This is a genomic window from Cyclobacterium sediminis, assembly GCF_054781075.1.
The window spans coordinates 19,935-39,937 of the sequence record NZ_BAAGVC010000003.1 but is presented as its reverse complement, the minus strand read 5'-3'; the positions used below and the strand labels follow the sequence as shown (position 1 = coordinate 39,937).

Here is a 20,003-nt window from a genome sequence, read left to right as displayed (position 1 = left end):
TGAGTTAAATTACGGAAAGGGTAGCTATACAATCCTTTCCGTAATCACCTAGTAAAAATGTCAGAGACATGGATATTCCGGAGTTCTTTATGCTATTGATTAACTACATAAAATGGGAGGTTATGAGAAGTGTAATTGCCACTGTCATCTGATATATACACATAAATTCTGTATGGGCCTTCGTTTTTTGGGGTTCTAAATTTCAGCGTAGATGCACTATCGGCTTCCATTAGGTAGCTCATGTTGTGTTGGTAATCATCAAGTTCATAAAACTTGGCCTCTTCAGGTCTTATTTCCCATTTAAATTTCAGGGCTGATAAATCATCAAAATCTGTTATAGGGCTGGCAGAATACAAGGAATCTGCAGTCAGGTATTGATTGCTTTGTCCGGGTCGGTCGTTAAAACTAATGTTAAAAATTTCCGGTAGATTGCTATGAAATGCTTCACCTTTCCAGAGACTTTGTATGTATTGTACAGTCTCTGAGTTCTCCCCTTCGGTAGAAAACTGGCTAAACCAAGTATTAGTAATCTCAAACTTATTTCCCCAGTAGAAGGCATAACTCCCTAAAAAAGAAGTGGTATCCTGATTCATTAATTCCCAATATTGTTGTAGAAAGTTAATTTTTTGCTTGGTGCTCAGCTCATAGGGTGCACCCCATGCTGTGTCTTTTACTTCCCAGTGACCAGGTACTCCCCATTCTGAGAAAATGTATGCTCTTCCCCATCCTTTGTATTTATAATTTTTATTGTCTTCAAAGAAGTGCTTGATCAATCCAAATCCATTATATCCTAATATATCGACATTTGGCATCAGGTATTTTCCTCGTCCTATCGTTTTGACATTTATAGCTGTCATGACGGGATGATTGGGATCTGTTTCTTTGATCATCTTGGCGATCCTGTTGATGGTATAATATATTAAATACCTTGACCCCCCTTTTAAGCTAACTTCATTGCCCACCCCCCACATCAGGAGCGCAGGATGGTTTTTGTATTTTTCTATAATAGGCTTTAATTCTTCTATTTTTTTATTGACTTCAAGAATATTCCAATATTTAAAATCTTCACCCCAATAAGGCCGACCAATTTCCAGTCCAAGGGTAACCGTTAAACCTAATGCTTCCGCTTTGTCCAAAATTTCACCCGCATTGTGTACGCTCCAGGTTCGAATAGAATTGCCCCCATAAGCTGAAACTTTTTCAAGATTATCAATGCCACTAGCCCCTTTTATAAAATAGGGGTTCCCGTTTCGGTAAAGTCGTGCTTTTCCTTCTGTGTACCTTACTTCCACTGCAGGAGAAATAGTTAAATCATTATCATATTTACAACTAATAAGTATTGCTAAAACACAAAAAATATAAAAATAAGTAAGTTTCGATTGTATTATTCTAATCATGATTTCTGTTGAGCTTAATTAAAATATTTGAAAGGTAAAAAAGATATGCCTTATCTTAATTTGTGCTGTAAATGTAAGTAAAAAATATTCAAATATAAAAAATTGCTTTTTAAATATAATTTAGTGTTATTTGCATCAAATAATAATTCTTATGAAAGCAGCAGTTTTAAAAAGAAAGGTGTTGAATTTTTTGTTTTTAAGCACTTTTGTCATTTTTATGGTTGGATTTTTTAAATATGTGGGTGTTGGCCATCCGGTGTTGTATGCACTGCTTGGTATTTCGCTACTTTTTAAGCTAATAAAAATCTTTTTTGAATGGTATCATTTTTCAACCCTCAAAACCAAGGGAAAGCCTGAGAAATACGCTGGTAAAAAGACCTATACTGTTGATATGTTAACAACTGCATGTCCTGGTGAGCCTTTTGAGATGATTGAAGCAACGCTTAAGGGCATGGTGTCGGTAAGGTACCCACATACCAATTACCTTTGTGATGAGGGTAATGACCCTAAGCTTAAGGCACTTTGCAATAAATTGGGCGTAATCCATATTACCAGAGAAACTCATGAAAATGCAAAAGCCGGAAATATTAACAATGCTTTAAAGTCTGCCAAGGGTGAGTTATGTGTAATTCTTGACCCAGACCATGTTCCTTTTCCTGACTTTTTGGATTATGTGGTTGGTGCGTTTGATGATCCTAAGGTGGGCTATGCTCAGGTTGTACAGGCCTATAAAAATCAAGCTGATTCACTGGTCGCTCAAGGAGCTGCAGAGCAAACCTACCTATTCTATGGGCCATATATGGAAGCTATGAGTGAATATGGAACAGCACAGGCTATAGGTGCCAATTGTACCTTCAGAAGAGTGGCTCTGGACTCAATTGGAGGGCATGCGGCAGGATTAACTGAGGATATGCATACTTCAATGCTTTTACATGCCAAAGGTTGGACATCTGTTTATGTGCCTAAGGTTTTGTCTTTGGGTTTAGTTCCGAATAGTCTCGGTGCATTTTATCAGCAACAACTTAAATGGAGTAGAGGCACTTTTGATCTTTTATTTAATGTGGTCCCAGGTTTATTCTCAAAATTTACTTTAAGACAAAAAATTCATTATTCTCTGGTTCCCTTGTATTTTCTTTCGGGCTTGATAGGCCTGGTGGATGTAGGAGTACCTATTTATTCATTGATTTCTGGTGATTACCCATGGGAATTAAATCCGGTTGTGTTTTTTGCTATTTTTACACCTTTTTTAATAGTTGGCCTTTACCAGCGCTATGATGCCCAGAAATGGTTGCATGACGCTGAAGAAAAGGGAATTCATTTGATGGGTGGTTTCCTTCGGCTCGGAACCTGGTGGATTTACCTCACTGGATTTATTTATACCTTAATCAATGTTAAAGTACCTTATATTCCTACCCCAAAAGAACACTCATCAAAGGGAGATTTTGTTTTGGGTTTACCTAATCTGGTTATCGCATTACTTTCCTTTTCTGCCGCATTTTATGGGCTGAATAGGGATTGGCAGCCCTACAGTTTTCTCATGGCTGGATTTGCCCTTGTCAATGGCTTTTCTTTTTCTTTTGCCTTTTTTATGGGGCAATCTGACATAGTGAGAAAATCAAGATACCTTTGGTATGATTTTAAAAATATATTTGTCCTTAAGAAAGCAGAGCTTACTTATGTTAAGCTGAGTACCTTTTCTTTCCCGGTAGCTATAGTTTTGCCTGCCTTTTTTAGCCTTTTTCTGTTGTTAAATGCAGCCAACTTTAAATTGGATCTTTTTGATAAAGTAATTACCTCTGAATTAGACAAAGAAAGAGGAGGGTTTTACCTCGGTATATTTCTCCCTTCATTTGATGATAACTCGGATACAGCACTAATCCATTCAGTTGAACAAAAAACCGGTGCTAAAATGGCCATTGTCTCAACTTACCTATCTTGGTCAGATGAGTCCTTGCCTGTGGATCAATGGGATGCGATAATTCAGGAGGGCCATATTCCCATGATTACTTGGGAACCCTGGACCAATCTATTTGAAAATCAAGAGGAAGTTCCTGAATTAAAAGAAAATAAAAAGGTGTTTAAACACATTACGGAGGGGGTGTTTGATGATTATATCCATTCCATGGCATATGCACTTAAGGCGCTTGATGCTCCGGTTTTTCTTCGGTTTGCCCATGAAATGGATAACCCTATGTACCCCTGGTCAGCAACTGGCGAAAATACCCCGGAAGAATTTAAGGAAGCCTGGGAATATATCCATTATAAATTTGAATCCATTGGTGTTCAGAATGTTACCTGGGTATTTAATCCCTGGTCGCCAGATGCTGTCTCAAGTTATTTTCCTTATGGCAAAGATAGTAGCATTACTGAACTTGTGGATTGGATAGGTTTGACAGCTTTGAATTATGATTCAGCAGCTATCCATCATAAAAGTCTTACTTTTAAAGAGATTTACCTTCCTTTCAGAAAGGAAATAAAGCAACATCAATTGGAACTTCCTGTAATGCTGGCAGAATTTGGCGCCACAAACTATAGTAACAATGCAGCAGGTTGGGTAAATGAATCACTTCCGCAGATTCGGGAAGATTACGCCGAGATTAATGCATTGGTGATGTTTTATAGTGACAGGGACAAGAATTGGATTACTCATTGGAGACCTGATGCAAAAGCTTCAAATATAGACTGGACTTTTGATCTCGAAAGCGTGGCATCCGAACTCCAAAGTTTTGATCCTATTGATTTATCTGGTGGATTTTCATCAAAAGTTCAACTTGCTTCTGAGAAAAGAGTAGGGATTGGTAAGGATAAAGGAGGTTTTGTCATGAATATCTCGGGAGAACCTTTTTATATGAAAGGAATTTGTTACAATAATGGTCATGACTGGGAGGAAGGGTTTAAACCTCTTTCAAGAAAACAGGTTCAAGAAGATTTTAACAAAATTAAGGCCTCGGGAGCAAATACCATAAGAAGGTATGAGCCCAGTATTTATGATAGGAATATATTCAAGGAAGCAAATGCCCATGAATTAAAAATTATGTATGGTTTTTGGTTTGATCCAAAAACTGATTATTTCAGTGACCACAGTACTTTAGCGGATTACAAGGAAAAGGTATTAAAAAATGTCAGGAAAAATAAGGGTCAGAAAAATATTATAGCCTGGAATATTGGCAATGAGACATGGGGCCTACTTAAGAAATATTATGGAGAGCCGTATTTGACCATCGTCCGAAGAAAGTATATCTCCTTCTTGGAAAATCTGGCAGTTGAAATTCATGAAATAGATCCAAATCGCCCTGTTTTTTCTTCAGAAGAGCATGATAATGTTAGATTGTTGGCTGCTATTCACGACTTTAAATATTATGCGCCTTCTATAGATGCCATAGGAGTGAACTCTTATTATGAAGACAATATCAGCCAATTGGGTGAAATATTTCAAAAATATTATCCGGAAAGCCCTTATGTAGTGACTGAGTTTGGCCCAAAAGGTTATTGGAATAAAGAATTGGGAGATTTTAGAAACGATACCCTGCTCATAGAACTTTCATCGAAGGTTAAAGGACAATCTTATCAATACCAATGGGAGACCCATATCGAGGGCAATAAAGGTAAAAATCTCGGTGGTTTTGCCTTTAGCTGGCAGGACAGGTTTGAAGGAACAGCAACCTGGTTTGGAATTACAGATTTTAATGGAAACTTAAAGCCTTCCTACCACTTTTTAAGCAGTGCCTGGAAAAAGGAAGGTATTCCTGAAAATGCTTTTCCTGATTTATATATCGTTGGACAATGGCAAAATTTAAAAGCTGGAGAAAAAATATGGTTAAGTGCAGCTACTTTAAATGATTATCCTGGGAAATTGAGGTATGAATGGAAAGTCTATGAAGATGAAACATGGAAAAACTACGATCCTGTGCTCGATGAGAAAGAAGCTTTCCAGTACGTAGAAATTGAAATGCCAAAAAATAAATCCAGAGTTTACCTGTATGCCTATGATGAACATGGAAATGTCATTACCGCTTCAAGACCATTGGTAGCCGCAAATTATTGACTTCGTAAAGGGCATTGGGTAATCCCATTGCCCTTTTTTTCAATAGGCATTCTGTAATTTTTTTAAGTTCTTGCACCTAGGTCAGATGATACAATAGGGGTCGAAATGGATACTTATATGACCAAATACCAGATCGATTGAATCTTTAGTTGTATTAGTTCAAATCTTATTATTTGGTCAGCCTGAAAACAAGAAGAAACTTGAGGGTTTTTACTTGAAATATACGGTTAATTGAAGGTGTATTACTTGTTTTTATTTGAATAAAATAAGGCAAACCCTATCCATAGCCATTCAATTTTACTGACTATCCCGTAAACCTTGCCTTAATATAATATTGAAGCCTAAAAAGTAAAAGAATTCACTTTTTTACCTAAATCTGTTTATTTTAGGTAAATAATGCTTTATCCTTTAACATTATAAATTGCACGAAACCGCAAACATCCAAAAACATGATTATAAAGAACCTTGCCGATTGGGATTTGAAGTCAAAGTCTGAAACTTACCTGTACTTACTCCTCACCTTAGTTCTTGTCATTGCAGGGCTAGGGAACCTTACCGCTCAGGACCAAAACTCAGAAAAAATTTTTAAAGCAGGAGCAGCACTAAGTGTAATTACACCTAAAATCGGCACTTCGATTAATGGAAATTTTCAAGAAGGTTTTGCCCAGCATATTCATGACGATACCCATGCCAGGGGGTTGGTTTTGGATGATGGAGAAACGAAAATAGCGATGGTTACCTTGGACCTTTGTATGGTTTATAGAGAAACCGTGGACAATGCCAAAAAAAGAGCCGAACAATACACCGGCATTCCAGTTGAAAACATGATGATTTCGGCCATTCATACCCATTCCGGAGGTACTGCTTGTGCGGTGTTTGGCAGTACACCCGATCCGGACTATTTGGCCTTTTTGGAAGAACGGGCTGCTGATGCTATCATTAGGGCCAATAATAACCTGGAACCGGCCAAAATTGGTTGGGGTGTAGGAAGCGAACCGACTGAGGTGTTTAACCGACGATGGAAATTAAAAGAAGGCAAAACTTTTACCAATCCTTTTGGGGGAGAAGATAAAGTAAGAATGAATCCTGGTTTTGAAAATCCGGATCTTTCAGGGCCTGCAGGTCCAATTGATCCTGAAGTGCCTATTATTGCTGTTCAATCATTAAGTGGTGAGCCCATTGCCCTACTTGCTAACTATTCCTTGCACTATGTTGGTGGCACAAAAAGTGGAGATATTTCTGCTGATTATTTTGGGATGTTTGCCAATCGAATTGGAGAAATGATAGGTGCAGATCGCCAAAACCCTGAATTTGTTGGGATTATGACCAATGGAACCAGTGGAGATATCAATAATATAAACTTTGGGGGCCCAGTACCGAAGCCCATGGAAAAATATGAGAAAATGGCAATCGTTGCAAATAAAGTAGCGGCAGAGGCTTTCAAAGTATACCAAAGCATAACATATCATGATTGGGTTCCATTGGCCAGTGCACAAACAGAGGTCATACTAGGTGTAAGAAAACCGGATGCAGCTGAACTGGAAAGGGCGAAAAAAATCGTAGCTGAAGCAGAAGGCCCCCTTCTTCTTAAAAGAGATGAGCTTTATGCAAGAGAAACTATTTTTCTAAATGACTTTCCGGATCAAAAGCAACTGATTCTTCAAGCACTTCAAATTGGAGATTTGGCGATAACTGCTGTTCCATGCGAGGTTTTTGTGGAAATAGGTTTGGAAATAAAAGCCAAAAGTCCATTTAAACAAACCTTTAGTGTTTCCCTGGCCAATGGATACAATGGTTATTTGCCTACCCCTCAACACCATGAATGGGGAGGATATGAGACTTGGAGGGCCCGGTCCAGTTATTTGGAGGTAAATGCTTCAAATGTAATAACATCGAATTTATTGGGTCTATTAGACAAGTTAAAATCCTCTTCGGTTACTTCCAGGTAACCACCTGAAGTTTTTTATGAAGATTGGTATACAAAATAAACCATCAATTTCTAAAAATGGCGAAGGAAAATAAACTCAGCAGAAGGGAGGCGATAAAATTAAGTGCCGGCAGTGGACTTGCTTTGGCTTTAGGTACAACACCCGCTTTTTCCAAGCCTGCTAATAAAAAGAAAAACCTTATACTGGAAGAAAATAAAAAGGAAGGCACCACTTCCTGGCAGTTGACCAGAGTAAGGCCCGACGAAAAACAATACCGTTCTGCACTTATTGAAGGGTATTGCTCCAGACAAAGTATAATGGCGGGAGAAAGTTTGGACATCATGGTGTCAGTTGATCCGGAAGAGGATTTCCAGATTGATTTTTACCGTACCGGCTATTACAATGGTACCGGAGGCAGATGGGTGAAAAAGACAGGCCCTCTTAAAGGTAAGCGACAGGTTACTCCCGAACCCGGTGAAATGAATATTCATGAATGTAAATGGGAGGTTTCCACTACTTTAACGATTCCAGAGGATTGGCTGAGTGGGGTGTATTTGGGAAAGTTACGCACTTTACCTAAAAGTCCTCGTGAACCTTATTGGGAGAGTTATATTATCTTTATTGTAAAGGATGAGCGAGAGACAGACCTATTGTTTCAATGCTCAGACAATACCTGGCAAGCTTATAACAAATGGCCGAATAATTATTCCATTTATACCCACCCGAAAGGCACACAAGGGCCATGGGCAAAAGTTAGTTTTGACCGACCCTATGCTCGACAAGGGCAATATGAAGCCATAGTAAATGACCCATTGTCTTTTGGATCCGGAGAATTTATTTCCTTTGAAATGCCATTTTCCTATTTTTTAGAACAGCATGGTTATGATGTGAGTTATTGTTCCAATGTTGATTTATTGACACCTGACAGAGGATTAAAAGCCAAGGCATTTTTAAGCATTGGCCATGATGAATACTGGGACATCCGGCAATTTAGAAGCGTGGAAAAACTTAAAGAACAAGGGGTGAATCTCTTGTTTTTTTCCGGAAACTCGATTTGTTGGGTGACTCCTTACACGGCAAGCGAAGCAGGTCAGCCTAATCGTAGGATATTTAGAGGAGGACCTTATGGTGCCAATAATGATTATGCAGTTTTGAGAGAAAAATTACATGGCCCCTTTCCTGAAAGAGGACCTGATGAAGGAATGTTGATGGGCGTAAGAAATACAGAACCTATCAATGGTGGAGGAGACTGGACTGTAAAAAAGCCGGAACATTGGATCTTCAAAGGTACTGGAATGAAAAAAGGAGACAGCATACCCGGACTTGTTGGTTGGGAGTATCAGGGGGATGCGGCTGATATTGAGGGACTAGAGATAGTTGCTGAAGGAACTGCCTGGCAAGGAGGTGATAACCCTTGTCCATTCCAGTCGGTCATTTATCCGGGGCCAAAAGGTAATTTTATTTTCAGTGCAGCAACCATCTTCTGGGCCATGGGATTGAGTAGCCCTCCCGGACATACCTTGCCCTGGTCTCATTACAGCAGGCCCCACGGACCAGATCCAAGGGTGCAAAAAATCACCCATAATCTCTTAGAAAAAGCCATAATCCCTCAATTATGACAGCAAAGCTAGGCGATAAAAATTATATTCGGATTAATCCTTTGGTAAGGTTTGGCATATTTGCCGGAATAATTCTTTTAGGATTAACACGTGCACCAGAAGTAATTGCCCGCCAATCGGCTTTGAAAGCAGGGATGGTGCAAATTGAAATCACACCAGATGAAGAGGGGTATCCCCATTACCGCGGGCCAAGTACAGGTACTCACGACCCCTTATTTGCGAAAGCAGTCGTTTTTCAGCAAGGCAATGAAAAGGTAGCGCTAGTAGTAGGGGATTTGTTGTGGGTTGAAAGGGACTTATCAGTAAATGCCAGAGTAAGAATAGAAGAACAAACAGGAATACCCTTCCAAAATATCATTATTGCAGGGACGCATTCCCATACCTCTCCGGCATACCATCCCAATATTAGGGAATTAACCGGAACATTGAGGCCGCCATTCGATCAGAAAGAAAACACTGGCGAAGATGACAGTTATCCGCAACAACTTGAAGATGGCATTGCAAAGGCTGTTGTAAAAGCCTTTGAGGAAAAAGAAGAGGTGGCCTTAGAAGTCCTTAGTGAAGAAGTGGATGATTTGGCCTTCAATAGGCGTTTTATCATGAAAGATGGAAAGGTAATTACCAATGCAGGAATAGGTAATCCATTGATTAGGGAAGCAGAAGGTCCTACAGATAAGGAATTGGCGGTGCTGATGATTAAAAGGAAGAAGAGTAAATACCCCATTGGAAGTGTGTCAAATTTTTCTTTGCATGCCGATACCTTTGGTGGAACCGCATTTAGTGCAGATTACCCGGGCTTTTTAGCCGGTAATTTGCAAGGGCATTTTCATAAAGATTTTGTTTCGCTTTTTGCCGCAGGTGCCTGTGGCAATATCAACCATATAGATGTCACGGGAACTAGAGAAACGATAAAAACCTCCTCAGAAATTGGTGAAATCCTTTCATCAACCATTGTACAAAGTGCGAACAACTTTGAAAAAGTTAATGGAACTGACCTAAAGGCCTTGTCCAGGGTGATTTATGCTCCCATACAAAACTACTCCATGGAGGAACTGGAATGGGCCATTCAAGATACAGGTACCTCGCCTTTGTATGTGGAAAAAGCATTTTTAGAAAGAAGAAGAAAACTAAAAATCAGGTCGCTTGAAAGAATGAGACGAACAGAAGCCGTGTCACCGACCATTGGAGATCAAGGTTGGAAGATTCCATTGGAAATACAGGTTTTTCAAATGAGTAAGGATATTGCTATCGTAGGGCTTCCCGGAGAGGTATTTGTAGATTTAGGCTTGGCAATCAAGGAGAATTCCCCATATAAACACACAATAGTGGTAGAATTGACCCATAGTCATATTGCTTATGTGCCTACAGAGGAGGCAATTTCCCGAGGAGGGTACGAGACCATTAATTCAAGATTGGCTCCGGGGGGAGGAGAGTTGCTGGCAGATACTGCTATTGCATTGCTGCAGGAAATTCACCAGCATCAATAATACTTATCAGGCTAAAAGACCAAATGAAAGGCGTTTTCTATGCAAAATAAAAGCAAATTAATACCCGACAGGCGAAAGTTTATTGGAAGAATAGCGACAGGGACTTTGGGTTTATTGTCATCACCTGTCTTGTCAATGCATAGAGAAGCATTACTTGAACAGGGGGCTGACAATGGCTTGTCTAAAGCTGTTGGATACCAATGGCAAATTGGCATAGCCAAGGCACTGATAACACCTCAAAATGAGGTCTGGCTTGCAGGTTATGGTAGAAAAAGGGTGGCCTACGGAAAAATCCATGATTTATGGGCTAAGGTAATTGCCTTGAAAGATGCTTCCGGCAAAAGAGTGGTGATGGTAACCACTGATCATATGGGCATGTCTAAGACCGTTTATGAACGGATATTTAATAAAACTGCGGAACAATTTCAATTGGAACGCTCTCAATTTATGTTGACCTTTTCACACAATCATTGTGCCCCCTGCTTAGAGGATGATTTAGTGGATTATTACCCAAGTGATGAACAACAGCAGCAAGCGGTAAAAGAATATACTTTATGGATGGAAGAGGCGCTAATTGCTGCCATTGATGAAGCACTTCATAACTGGCAGGATTGTGAATTATATGCCGGGGGAGGGAATTGCACCTTTGCCGTGAACAGAAGAGACAATAAGGAATCGGAAGTACCTGGCTTATTGGCCAAAGGAATACCTTTAAAAGGAGTGGTGGATCATGAGGTACCTGTTCTGGCTGCCAAAGGTGCCGGAGGTCACTATTTAGCCCTGCTTTTCGGTTATGCCTGTCATCCGACGACACTAGATTTCAACACTTGGTGTGGAGACTACCCCGGCTTTGCGCAGGTTGACTTGGAAAGTAAATTTCCGGGCACCGCAGCCATGTTTTTCAATACCTGTGGAGGAGATCAGAATCCTTTGCCAAGAAGAGAGTTGGCACTGTGTGAAAAATATGGGAAGATGCTTTCCACTTCCGTTGAGGAAGCATTGAATAAACCAATGGAAAAAATTTCTTCTAACCTGAAAACATCCTTCAATTATGTGGACCTGGCTTTTGAGGAACTGGTTACCTTAGAAAAATTAGAGCCAATAGCCAATGGAAGGAGCCCACTTCATGCCCGGTGGGCAAAACGAATGATAGCAAAGATTGAGAATGGAGAAATATTCGATACTAGCTACCCTTATCCAACCCAAGCTTGGCAGATGGGTGATGAACTTTTGTTGATTGGTATTGGAGGTGAGGCAGTGGTAGATTATTCTCTCAGGTTTAAAAAGGAATTTCCTCAGAAAACCTGGGTTTGTGGCTATGCCAATTATATGGCAGCGTATATACCTTCCCGACGTGTTTGGGAAGAGGGTGGATATGAAGGAGGTCCACACTTGGATGAGTATGGTCACCCGGCTTGGAGATGGCGAGGAGATGTAGAAGACAAGATTGCTGCAAGTGTGCATAAAGTGGTAAATGATACCAAAAAAGGGCATTCCTGAAGCTTTCGCAAAAAACCAATCTAAATGCAGTTAATTCAGAAGCATCCAACTCCCCCTTTCTATTAAGGGGGCAGGGGATTTTATGAGCATATTCAATTGAAGATAAATCGATTTAGGCTGTTAATTCAGTAATTCTTTCCGGTGGTGGAACGAAGTCCAGAATCCGGCGGCTGAGCGGAGCCGAAGCCATAGGTTAACGTGTCCATAATACCTACTCCTTCAGCTCCACTCAGGAACCGGTTGCTGAGTAGATAAATTAATAGTTATAATTTGTAGTTGCAAAAGTACAGGCTAATTTCTAGTGATAGAAAGGTTTGGGTGAGTCCTCGAAACGGTATGTTCAACACCTTCAGTGTTGAGAGTAGGGTCATTTCTCCTTCCCGTAGGTTGCCACCCACAGTTATTATTGTTCAGATCTTTCAGGTCTGTTCTCTCCTTGGCGGCAGCGGGACTTCAAAAATTAGAATTCATAGTTGGATTTTTATTTATTGCGCTGAGAAAGCGAAATAGTTTACTACAAAAGTAAATTTAGAAGCATCCAACTCCCCCTTTCTATTAAGGGGGCAGGGGATTTTATGAGCATATTCAATTGAAGATAAATCGATTTAGGCTGTTATTTCAGTAACTCTTTCCGGTGGTGGAACGAAGTCCAAACTGCCGGCGGCTGAGCGGAGCCGAAGCCATAGGTTAACGTATCCGTCATACCTACTGCTTCTTTCCCCAGGAACCGGTTACTGTGCAGATAAATTGGTAGTTGCAAAAGGATTGTCTAAAATTGTTAAACCCGGATTTTGAAGAAGATTTTATTAGATATGGGATTTTTGAATTTATTAAAGATTGATTTATGAGAATTTTTTTTATGATAGGTATCACTTCTTCTCCTTTAGCCGAATTAAAAACATTTGTCGGGTGCCATTTTTGTCAATTCCGGGTACTAAAATGGCATCACTGGTTCGATTCCAACGTGGAGCAGGGTCTATACGAATATCACCACTGTAAAGTCCTTTGTCGATTCCTTCACTTCGGGCAAAGGCACCATCGCCTCTGCGGTATACGGCATAGTAGTTTTTATTGTCTTTACTGTAACCATTGACGAATAGATCACCATTTGGTGAAAGGGATATGTCACCCTCCGGTTTGGGAAACATTTCCGGAGTTCCTAAGCTACCTATGATTTCCTTGATGTCAACATTGTAAAGAATTTGCTCGTCCGGGCCTTTCCCATCATTGTATTTGATGCCTATTAATACATTGCCCAGATCCCATTCCGGATGACCACCTATATGGGTTTCATGGAGTTGAAGCCCTGTACCATCTGCATGAATGGAGGCCGGTACATTGATTCTTTCTTTACCATTGCCACTCCATCCGGCCCTGATAAAAAAGTAAATCCGATTGGCATCTCGATTCCATAGCGTATGGTTAATAAATAAGCCGCTATGGTCAAGTTTAGGATTGGTTTCTTTTATTTTATTCTCCATTTGACGGTAGGAAACCAACAGTTTCTTATTTCCGGTTTTTACATCCACAAGAAATATCCCATCATTCTCCGGGGCCAATTCGTCTTTGGACCAATCCAAAGCTTCGGGATAGCCGGTCACAAGCCTAAGTCTTGCCAAGCGTCCATAATTCAAGCCGAGCCAAGCTGAGCCATCTGCTGCTACCCCGCCATTTCCGATAGGGTTGTCTTCATAACGGTATTCTTTGATCCGTTTCCTTTGATTGATATCATACAGCACTGTAAATACTTTTCCGGTAGTAAGGTCGCGGTCATTAAAGAAAAACTGAGTCTCGGGTGCTAAAGGGTTCCAATAAAACATGGTACCCTGTTGTGGATTCCAGGCGTTGGATTTGTCCAGTCGGATGAGTTTGTTACTGTTTTGAGTGTCGATAAGAAATACAGTAGCCGATTCTTCGGGAAGAGGCATCCGGTCTATGGTTTCAATCTCAAGCCCTAAAATATACCTTCCTGACTCATTCCAGGGGATGGTTTGACATTGGCCTATGTACCCAAAAAAATGATGCTTTTTGCCTCTGGTTAGCTGTTCAATGCTCAAATTAAAAGGGTCTGATTGAGCCGGGCTAGGTAAATAAGACGCCAGGTAAAAGGCAATAAAAAAAGAATACAAAAGGCCTTTTTCTGAAAAAAAGGATCCTTCTATATTCTTTAGGATATTGATTAAATAACTCATAAAATGAATGGGGAGTTGTTTTGGGGAAACAGTTTATTGTCTCTTAAATATAAACAAAAAATGTTAACCTTCTAACCTACAAACCTTTCAGAGTTTCGCATTATTTATTACTTGGCATTGGCCAGCATGGTATTGAATATTTCAAGTTGTTCTTTCATGGCGGCAACCCTATCGGCAGGGGATGTGCGTGCCTCCAAAAGAATCCATCCTTTGTAATTCATATCTGTAAATAACTTCATCAATTCTTGATAAGGATAATTTCCCTCATTTAGCTCGCGTATATGAACGGTATCACCAAACCATTTTTTAACAGAGTTGAAGTTGGCTTCTAATCCCGGGGCCATTAAATCCTGGTCATTGGAATTCCAGCAAACTTTCACACTTTTTTCAGTTACCTGATCAAATATTGCTTTCATATTGGGCAACTGTTGGGTTAATTTTCCATGAACTTCCACCCGAACCAATTGTCCCAGATCGCTGGCCGTCTTTCCTACTTCATTAAGGGATTGGGCAATTTGAGCAATGGTTTTCTCTTTGGATACTTCTGCCGGCAGTCCATTGGGTTTCACCTTGATTCCGCTGGCACCGATGTCTTTACAAAGTTGAAGGTATTTCTTTGTGCCCTCAATGTTTTTACGAACCTTCGCTTGATCGGTATAGTGGTAGGCATAGTTTGATCCATAGCCCAAACATTTTACAGGACTGTCTTTGAAGCGCTTTTTCACTTCTTTTCTCTCTTGCGCAGAAAGACTTGTTTCTACGCCATGTGCATGTTCGGTACGCAATTCCACTCCTAATAAACCGGCCTCTTCACAATTGGCCAGTAGGGTAGGAAGGTCCCAGTCTTTCCCCCATTGATAGGTTACCAGACCAAGATTCATTTTGGGTCTTTTGGCGAATACTGCAGCTGGTTCTAAAAAGGAAAGTCCTACACCTGCAGCAAGGCTTTTTTGAATAAAGCTACGCCTTGATTGGTTATTGTCCATTTTGATTATTTTTCGGGTTGAAATCGAATTTTAGCTTAGGGTAAGACACTAACACCAAAGACTAAAATTAAGGTTATTGAAGGTAGGTAAATTTCCTCTCCCCATAAAGATTGTGAAGGGGAGAGGTACCTGTTAGTATTTATTTAGGCAAATTTATTTTTTAGCGTACTCGTCCGCTAAAGCATTGATTTCACTTTCGCTAAGGTGTCCTGAAGTAACTACCAAACGGTATTTGAAAGTGGCTTTTTCTCCTTTTTTCAGAGAGTAGTTCAATTCATCTTTGCCACCTGAAAGGGCTTTTTGACCGAGGGTATTGGCTGAAAACAAACCATAGTCTCTGGCATGCCAGTAAGTAGGATAACCCGGATTTTTAGGATGGTCGATGATGATAAGTGAAACATCTTCGCCTTTGACTTCACTGGATAATTCCATCCACCTTGCTCGGGTTCCCCAAACGTCTCCTCCGGTAATACCTTCAGCGCTTTTATAGTCTCCTTTCACGTAAGTATTGTCCATTTTGTCTACCTTGGTGGCAACTCCATGGGAATCCATAAGGGTAGTAGGTTTTTCTGATGGCAATTCAAGCTCTCTGGCCACTCTAATGGCAAACATACCTTCTTTATTATCCGTGAATTTCACCTCGTCTACCAGTGCTTTTAGCGTTGTGGTACGGTCGATGATTCGGATATCCTGACCTGCTGTGAAGGTAAAAGTGGTTTTTTCTTCCAGCAAAGAAGTGTTGTCCGGTGCGTTCCATAATGAATTGGTGACAAGAGTTGCTTTTCCATTTCCGCCTTTTGCTTTTTTGACGGACTGATGGGCTATAGCACCATAGCCATCTTTTTTCGAAGCAGGAATTGCTTCTGAATTGTTCCAGAAATCAAGTCCGTTTACATCTCCATAATTTAACCAGATACCTACGTGGTGAGGGTGATCGGTTCTGTCCCCTTCTTTATTGATCATCGGGTAACTTCTAGTCAGCATGTTTCCGTCCGGAGAAATTACCGGCCAAAGAACGGGTTTCATCACATTATCAGGGTAGATATATGAGGTGAAAAGCTCCCCGTCCACCATTACATCTACTTTCTTCTCTGATTCATTTACTTCGATTTCAATGGGTTCTTTGTCTTGTTGACCGAAGCTAAGAAAATTGCTGCTCATCGCCATTATTATTACTAATGCTATGTATTTCATTTGAAAACTTTGTTTATATCTGAAATATTATTTTTATTCCCTTTACAAGAAAAACCTGTCAGGATAATTTTTCCTGGCAGGTTTTTCAAAAATTAGGTAATCAATCTATTGATGATTGATTGCTTAACCCGGATTATGTAATAGAAGGTCTATTGCATATTTCGGGTTTAAACCTTATCCGGAACTTCAAAACCTGGCCTGTAATTCCTTCTGAGCATTGCATCTGCTTCCGCATCATTGACAAAAGTCTCAGATTTTGGATTGAATGTTAATACACGGTCCAATTGATAAGCTATATTTCCTAAGTGAGCCAATCCTGAAGACAGGTGGGCTGTTTCTACCGGCCCATTAAGAATGGAAGCATCATGCTTACGAACTGCCTCGATAAAGTTGGCAAAGTGGCCATCTGTTCCTCCGGCACCACGATCCATTCCTGAACCTGATTGCCCGCCATCGCTTCCGGACTTTCCGGGTGTTCTGTCTTTGCCAAGGAAGGTCTCATATTTATCGTAGCCATCTACGACCAAATAACCTTTATCACCATAGAAAATATTTCCTACAGTAGCACCGCCTTCAGCATTGGTACACCATGGTCTTACTTCAAATTGAATAATTTTATTTTCATCAGGGTATTTGTACACAGATGTCAACACTTCAGGTACGGTTTTGGCATCGTCCCATAAAAATTTCCCTCCCATGGAAGTAATTTTTGTAGGTAGTCCTACATCCAATCCCCACATGCAAAGGTCTGTTTCGTGGATTCCTTGGTTACCAACATCTCCATTGCCATAGTCAAAATTCCAGTGCCAATTGTAATGCACAAGATTTTCAGTAAATGGAGTTTTTGGAGCTGGTCCTGTCCATAAATCATAATCTAATCCCTCTGGTACGGGAGAAAATCCTTTGTCACCGATGCTAGGTCTCCATCTAAAAACGAGACCCCTGGCCATGTAAACATTGCCGATATAGCCATCACGGATCAGTTGAATGGCTTCCTGAACGGCAGGAGAACTTCGAAGTTGCACCCCATGTTGTACGATACGATCGTATTTATGTGCTGCTTCTACCATTTTTCTACCTTCCCAGATATTATGAGAGCCGGGTTTCTCTACATATACATCTTTACCTGCTTGACAAGCCCAAATAGTAGTCAGTGCATGCCAGTGATTAGGTGAGGCAATACTGATAACATCAATTTCCTTGTCATCCATTACCTTACGTAAATCCTGTTCAAGGACTACATCTGCATTGTATTTTTCTTTAAAGCTTTTTTGACGTTCCTTAAGAATATTCATGTCGGGATCACAAAATGTCTTGATTTTAACATTCTTTTGTGACATAAAGCCTTGGATGTGGCTTTTTCCTCGACCATTTAAACCTAAAACTGCTGCATTGATTCTATCATTGGCTCCAAATACACTGGATGGTACAATGGTAGGTGCAATAAGGGCAGCCGAACCGGCTACGGCTGATTTCTTAATAAAGGATCTTCTTGATGATTCCTTATCCATATTGAATTTGGTTAATTATTGAATTTATAACTATATCGACGCTTTAAATTAATAAATTCCCCTGACGTAATGATAACATCAGAGGAATTAATTGATTAATGGTAACTTTTATTCACCAATGGCTCTCATAGGGTCCTCGTTGGGAGCCCCTGCAGGTTGAACCACATGAACCAATGGTTCAATATTGTCTTCTGCACCATTGTAACCGGTAGTTTGGTTCAAGGTTGCATCCACATTACCTACAAGGTATGGTTGATAAACTGGCCAGTACACATGCATAGGGTCCATAGTATATTTGGTGGTGTTATAAGTAGCCCACGGCACTTCGTCCCTGAAGAAAGTGTTTTTTTCCATCATTCTGTCATAATAGAAACTATCCGCTGAAATGGATTTTTCTATATCCGAACCTGAGATAGAGTAAGTCTTGCCATTATAAGCCATTTTACCACTTTTGGCAAAAATTACAGATATACGAACCAACTCATCATGTCTGTATTCTTCACCAAATAATTCCCTGTTTCTTTCATCTAATACTGCACCAATTCCGTCAGTCTGAACATCAGCTACTGTATACATGTCGATTGCATTGGCTCTTTGGCGGATGGTATTGATGTCTTCAGCTGCGCCGGCAAAATCGTCTTGCCATAAGCGGGCTTCAGCCCTTACCAAATACGCCTCGGCAATTCTCATGATGTACATGTCCATTTTACCTCCATCTTGACGATCGGGTCTCGACTCCTGGTTCACAGAGTAGAATTTATACCTCGGATAACCAAACCAACACCTGATGGTATCCTGGCAAGTTAAGTTGCCATTGTCATCATACAGACGAAGGGGTTCAAGGTAATATTCGCTACCATCTTCTAATAGAGAAGGGTTGTCGTACAATACATCCTCCATTTCAAACCAGTTCAAGTCCTTGTGGCGGTAATCTTGTTCATCAATTTGTCCTTTAAAGTTCCAGATGTCATATTGAGAATAATTGGTAGGTCTGGCAAATCCTTGACCTCTACCCCATTTTTTCATCATACGACCTCTTTCATCACTGGTGGACTGCTGCACATCGGTGCCGGTTCTTGTAGTACCAGGCTCCCAAACCCCAAGGTTTGTACTTACAAAGTTAGGTCCCCATGCTCTGATTCTTGCAGATCTTCCTTGGGTACCCAAAACGAACGGTTCATTGACGACCAACCAGATTCCTTCAGGATTACTGGTTTTTTGTGCGCCTTTGTCCATATGCATGTAATTGACAGCATCTGCAGGAGCAAATCCGCTACGTCCCGGGAGTGGGTTCCCCGTATTTGGATTTACAGTATTGGCTACCTCTACCTCGGTAACATCAGATGGTATCATGTCATCAGTGAAAAGTTGTGATTCACCGCCATTGATTACATCATCCATTAATTGTTCAGCATCGGCAAATCGTAGATTAAGCATATAGTACTTGGCCAACAGGATTCGTACAGCGTCCTTAGGGGCTTGTCCTACAGGTAATTGGCTTTTAGGCTTAACATGCTGAACCGCATATTCCAAATCCACAATCATTTGATCCCAAATTCCTTGCATATTAAAGGCCTTAAAATCTCTTCTGGCTTCTGCTACGACATTCAAAGGAAAAGCAACATTGCCAAAGTCCATGGTCAATTGCATATAGAAGAAAGCCCTAAGAAAATACGCTGAGCCCAATAAATGATTTCTCTCAGGATCATTGGCCCCACCTTCCCACTCAGGAATGTCGATATAATCGATTACGGTATTCGCTTTCTTGATATGATCATAATTGTCTGCATAGAATGATCTTGCACGACCGGCATCATTGTTCCTACTGTTGGTAGGTGTAGCATATACACGTAAATCTACAAATGCATCCGGTTTATCTGTGGCAGATACCACTGAGGCATCACTCATATTGCTATTGAACATCAGTTCCCTTGTATCACCATTCCATTGTGAGAAGACCCCTCGATAAGCAGCATCCAAAGCTGTTTGCAAACCTGAGGCGTCCACAAATGTGTTTTCAGGACTAAGGAATGATAATGGTTTCTCATCCAAGAAATCTTCGTTACAGGAGAACGAAAACATCAAGAACACAGGAAGAATTATCCCTTTGAATATATTTATCTTTTTCATTTCTTTCTTTTTAA

11 protein-coding genes are annotated in these 20,003 nt (G+C 40.4%); 5 read left to right on the top strand and 6 right to left on the bottom strand.

Features of this window, described 5'->3' with window-relative positions; genetic code table 11:
* Positions 1–92: 92 nt before the first annotated feature.
* Positions 93–1,397: a glycoside hydrolase family 2 protein gene (locus ACYVHJ_RS02520; RefSeq protein ID WP_460512290.1), complete on the bottom strand. Its 1,305-nt coding sequence runs from the start codon at positions 1,395–1,397 to the stop codon at positions 93–95.
* Positions 1,398–1,548: 151 nt separating this feature from the next.
* Between ACYVHJ_RS02520 and ACYVHJ_RS02515 the strand changes: the two genes are divergently transcribed.
* From ACYVHJ_RS02515 to ACYVHJ_RS02495, 5 genes are all read left to right on the top strand, one after another.
* Complete coding sequence (locus tag ACYVHJ_RS02515; protein ID WP_460512288.1) at positions 1,549–5,442, top strand: glycosyltransferase family 2 protein; 3,894 nt, start codon at positions 1,549–1,551, stop codon at positions 5,440–5,442.
* A gap of 449 nt (positions 5,443–5,891) precedes the next feature.
* A complete protein-coding gene (locus ACYVHJ_RS02510; RefSeq protein WP_460512286.1) occupies positions 5,892–7,391 on the top strand; it encodes a hypothetical protein in 1,500 nt (499 codons plus the stop codon).
* 56 nt (positions 7,392–7,447) lie between these two features.
* Entirely contained in the window at positions 7,448–8,989 is a 1,542-nt protein-coding gene (locus ACYVHJ_RS02505; RefSeq protein WP_460512284.1) for a N,N-dimethylformamidase beta subunit family domain-containing protein, read from the top strand.
* On the top strand, positions 8,986–10,476 hold the full coding sequence (locus ACYVHJ_RS02500; protein ID WP_460512282.1) for a neutral/alkaline non-lysosomal ceramidase N-terminal domain-containing protein: 1,491 nt from the start codon (positions 8,986–8,988) through the stop codon (positions 10,474–10,476). Before ACYVHJ_RS02505 ends, ACYVHJ_RS02500 begins: the two co-directional genes overlap by 4 nt.
* A 39-nt stretch (positions 10,477–10,515) precedes the next feature.
* Positions 10,516–11,976, top strand: coding sequence for a neutral/alkaline non-lysosomal ceramidase N-terminal domain-containing protein (locus ACYVHJ_RS02495; RefSeq protein ID WP_460512280.1), 1,461 nt, complete (start codon positions 10,516–10,518; stop codon positions 11,974–11,976).
* Between the two features lie 869 nt (positions 11,977–12,845).
* On the opposite strand, the gene ACYVHJ_RS02490 is transcribed toward ACYVHJ_RS02495, so the two are convergent.
* The 5 genes from ACYVHJ_RS02490 to ACYVHJ_RS02470 all read right to left on the bottom strand — a co-directional run bounded on the left by ACYVHJ_RS02490 (position 12,846) and on the right by ACYVHJ_RS02470 (position 19,989).
* Positions 12,846–14,168 (bottom strand): hypothetical protein, encoded by a 1,323-nt coding sequence (locus ACYVHJ_RS02490; RefSeq protein ID WP_460512278.1) that lies wholly within the window; start codon positions 14,166–14,168, stop codon positions 12,846–12,848.
* A gap of 107 nt (positions 14,169–14,275) precedes the next feature.
* Positions 14,276–15,154, bottom strand: a complete 879-nt coding sequence (locus tag ACYVHJ_RS02485) for a sugar phosphate isomerase/epimerase family protein (RefSeq protein WP_460512276.1) — start codon at positions 15,152–15,154, stop codon at positions 14,276–14,278.
* A gap of 153 nt (positions 15,155–15,307) precedes the next feature.
* Positions 15,308–16,348 carry a DUF6807 domain-containing protein gene (locus ACYVHJ_RS02480; RefSeq protein WP_460512272.1) on the bottom strand — a complete coding sequence of 347 codons (1,041 nt, stop codon included), beginning with the start codon at positions 16,346–16,348 and terminating at the stop codon, positions 15,308–15,310.
* 167 nt (positions 16,349–16,515) lie between these two features.
* On the bottom strand, positions 16,516–17,859 hold the full coding sequence (locus tag ACYVHJ_RS02475; protein ID WP_460512270.1) for a Gfo/Idh/MocA family protein: 1,344 nt from the start codon (positions 17,857–17,859) through the stop codon (positions 16,516–16,518).
* Between the two features lie 108 nt (positions 17,860–17,967).
* Positions 17,968–19,989, bottom strand: a complete 2,022-nt coding sequence (locus tag ACYVHJ_RS02470; protein WP_460512268.1) for a RagB/SusD family nutrient uptake outer membrane protein — start codon at positions 19,987–19,989, stop codon at positions 17,968–17,970.
* Positions 19,990–20,003 lie beyond the last annotated feature (14 nt).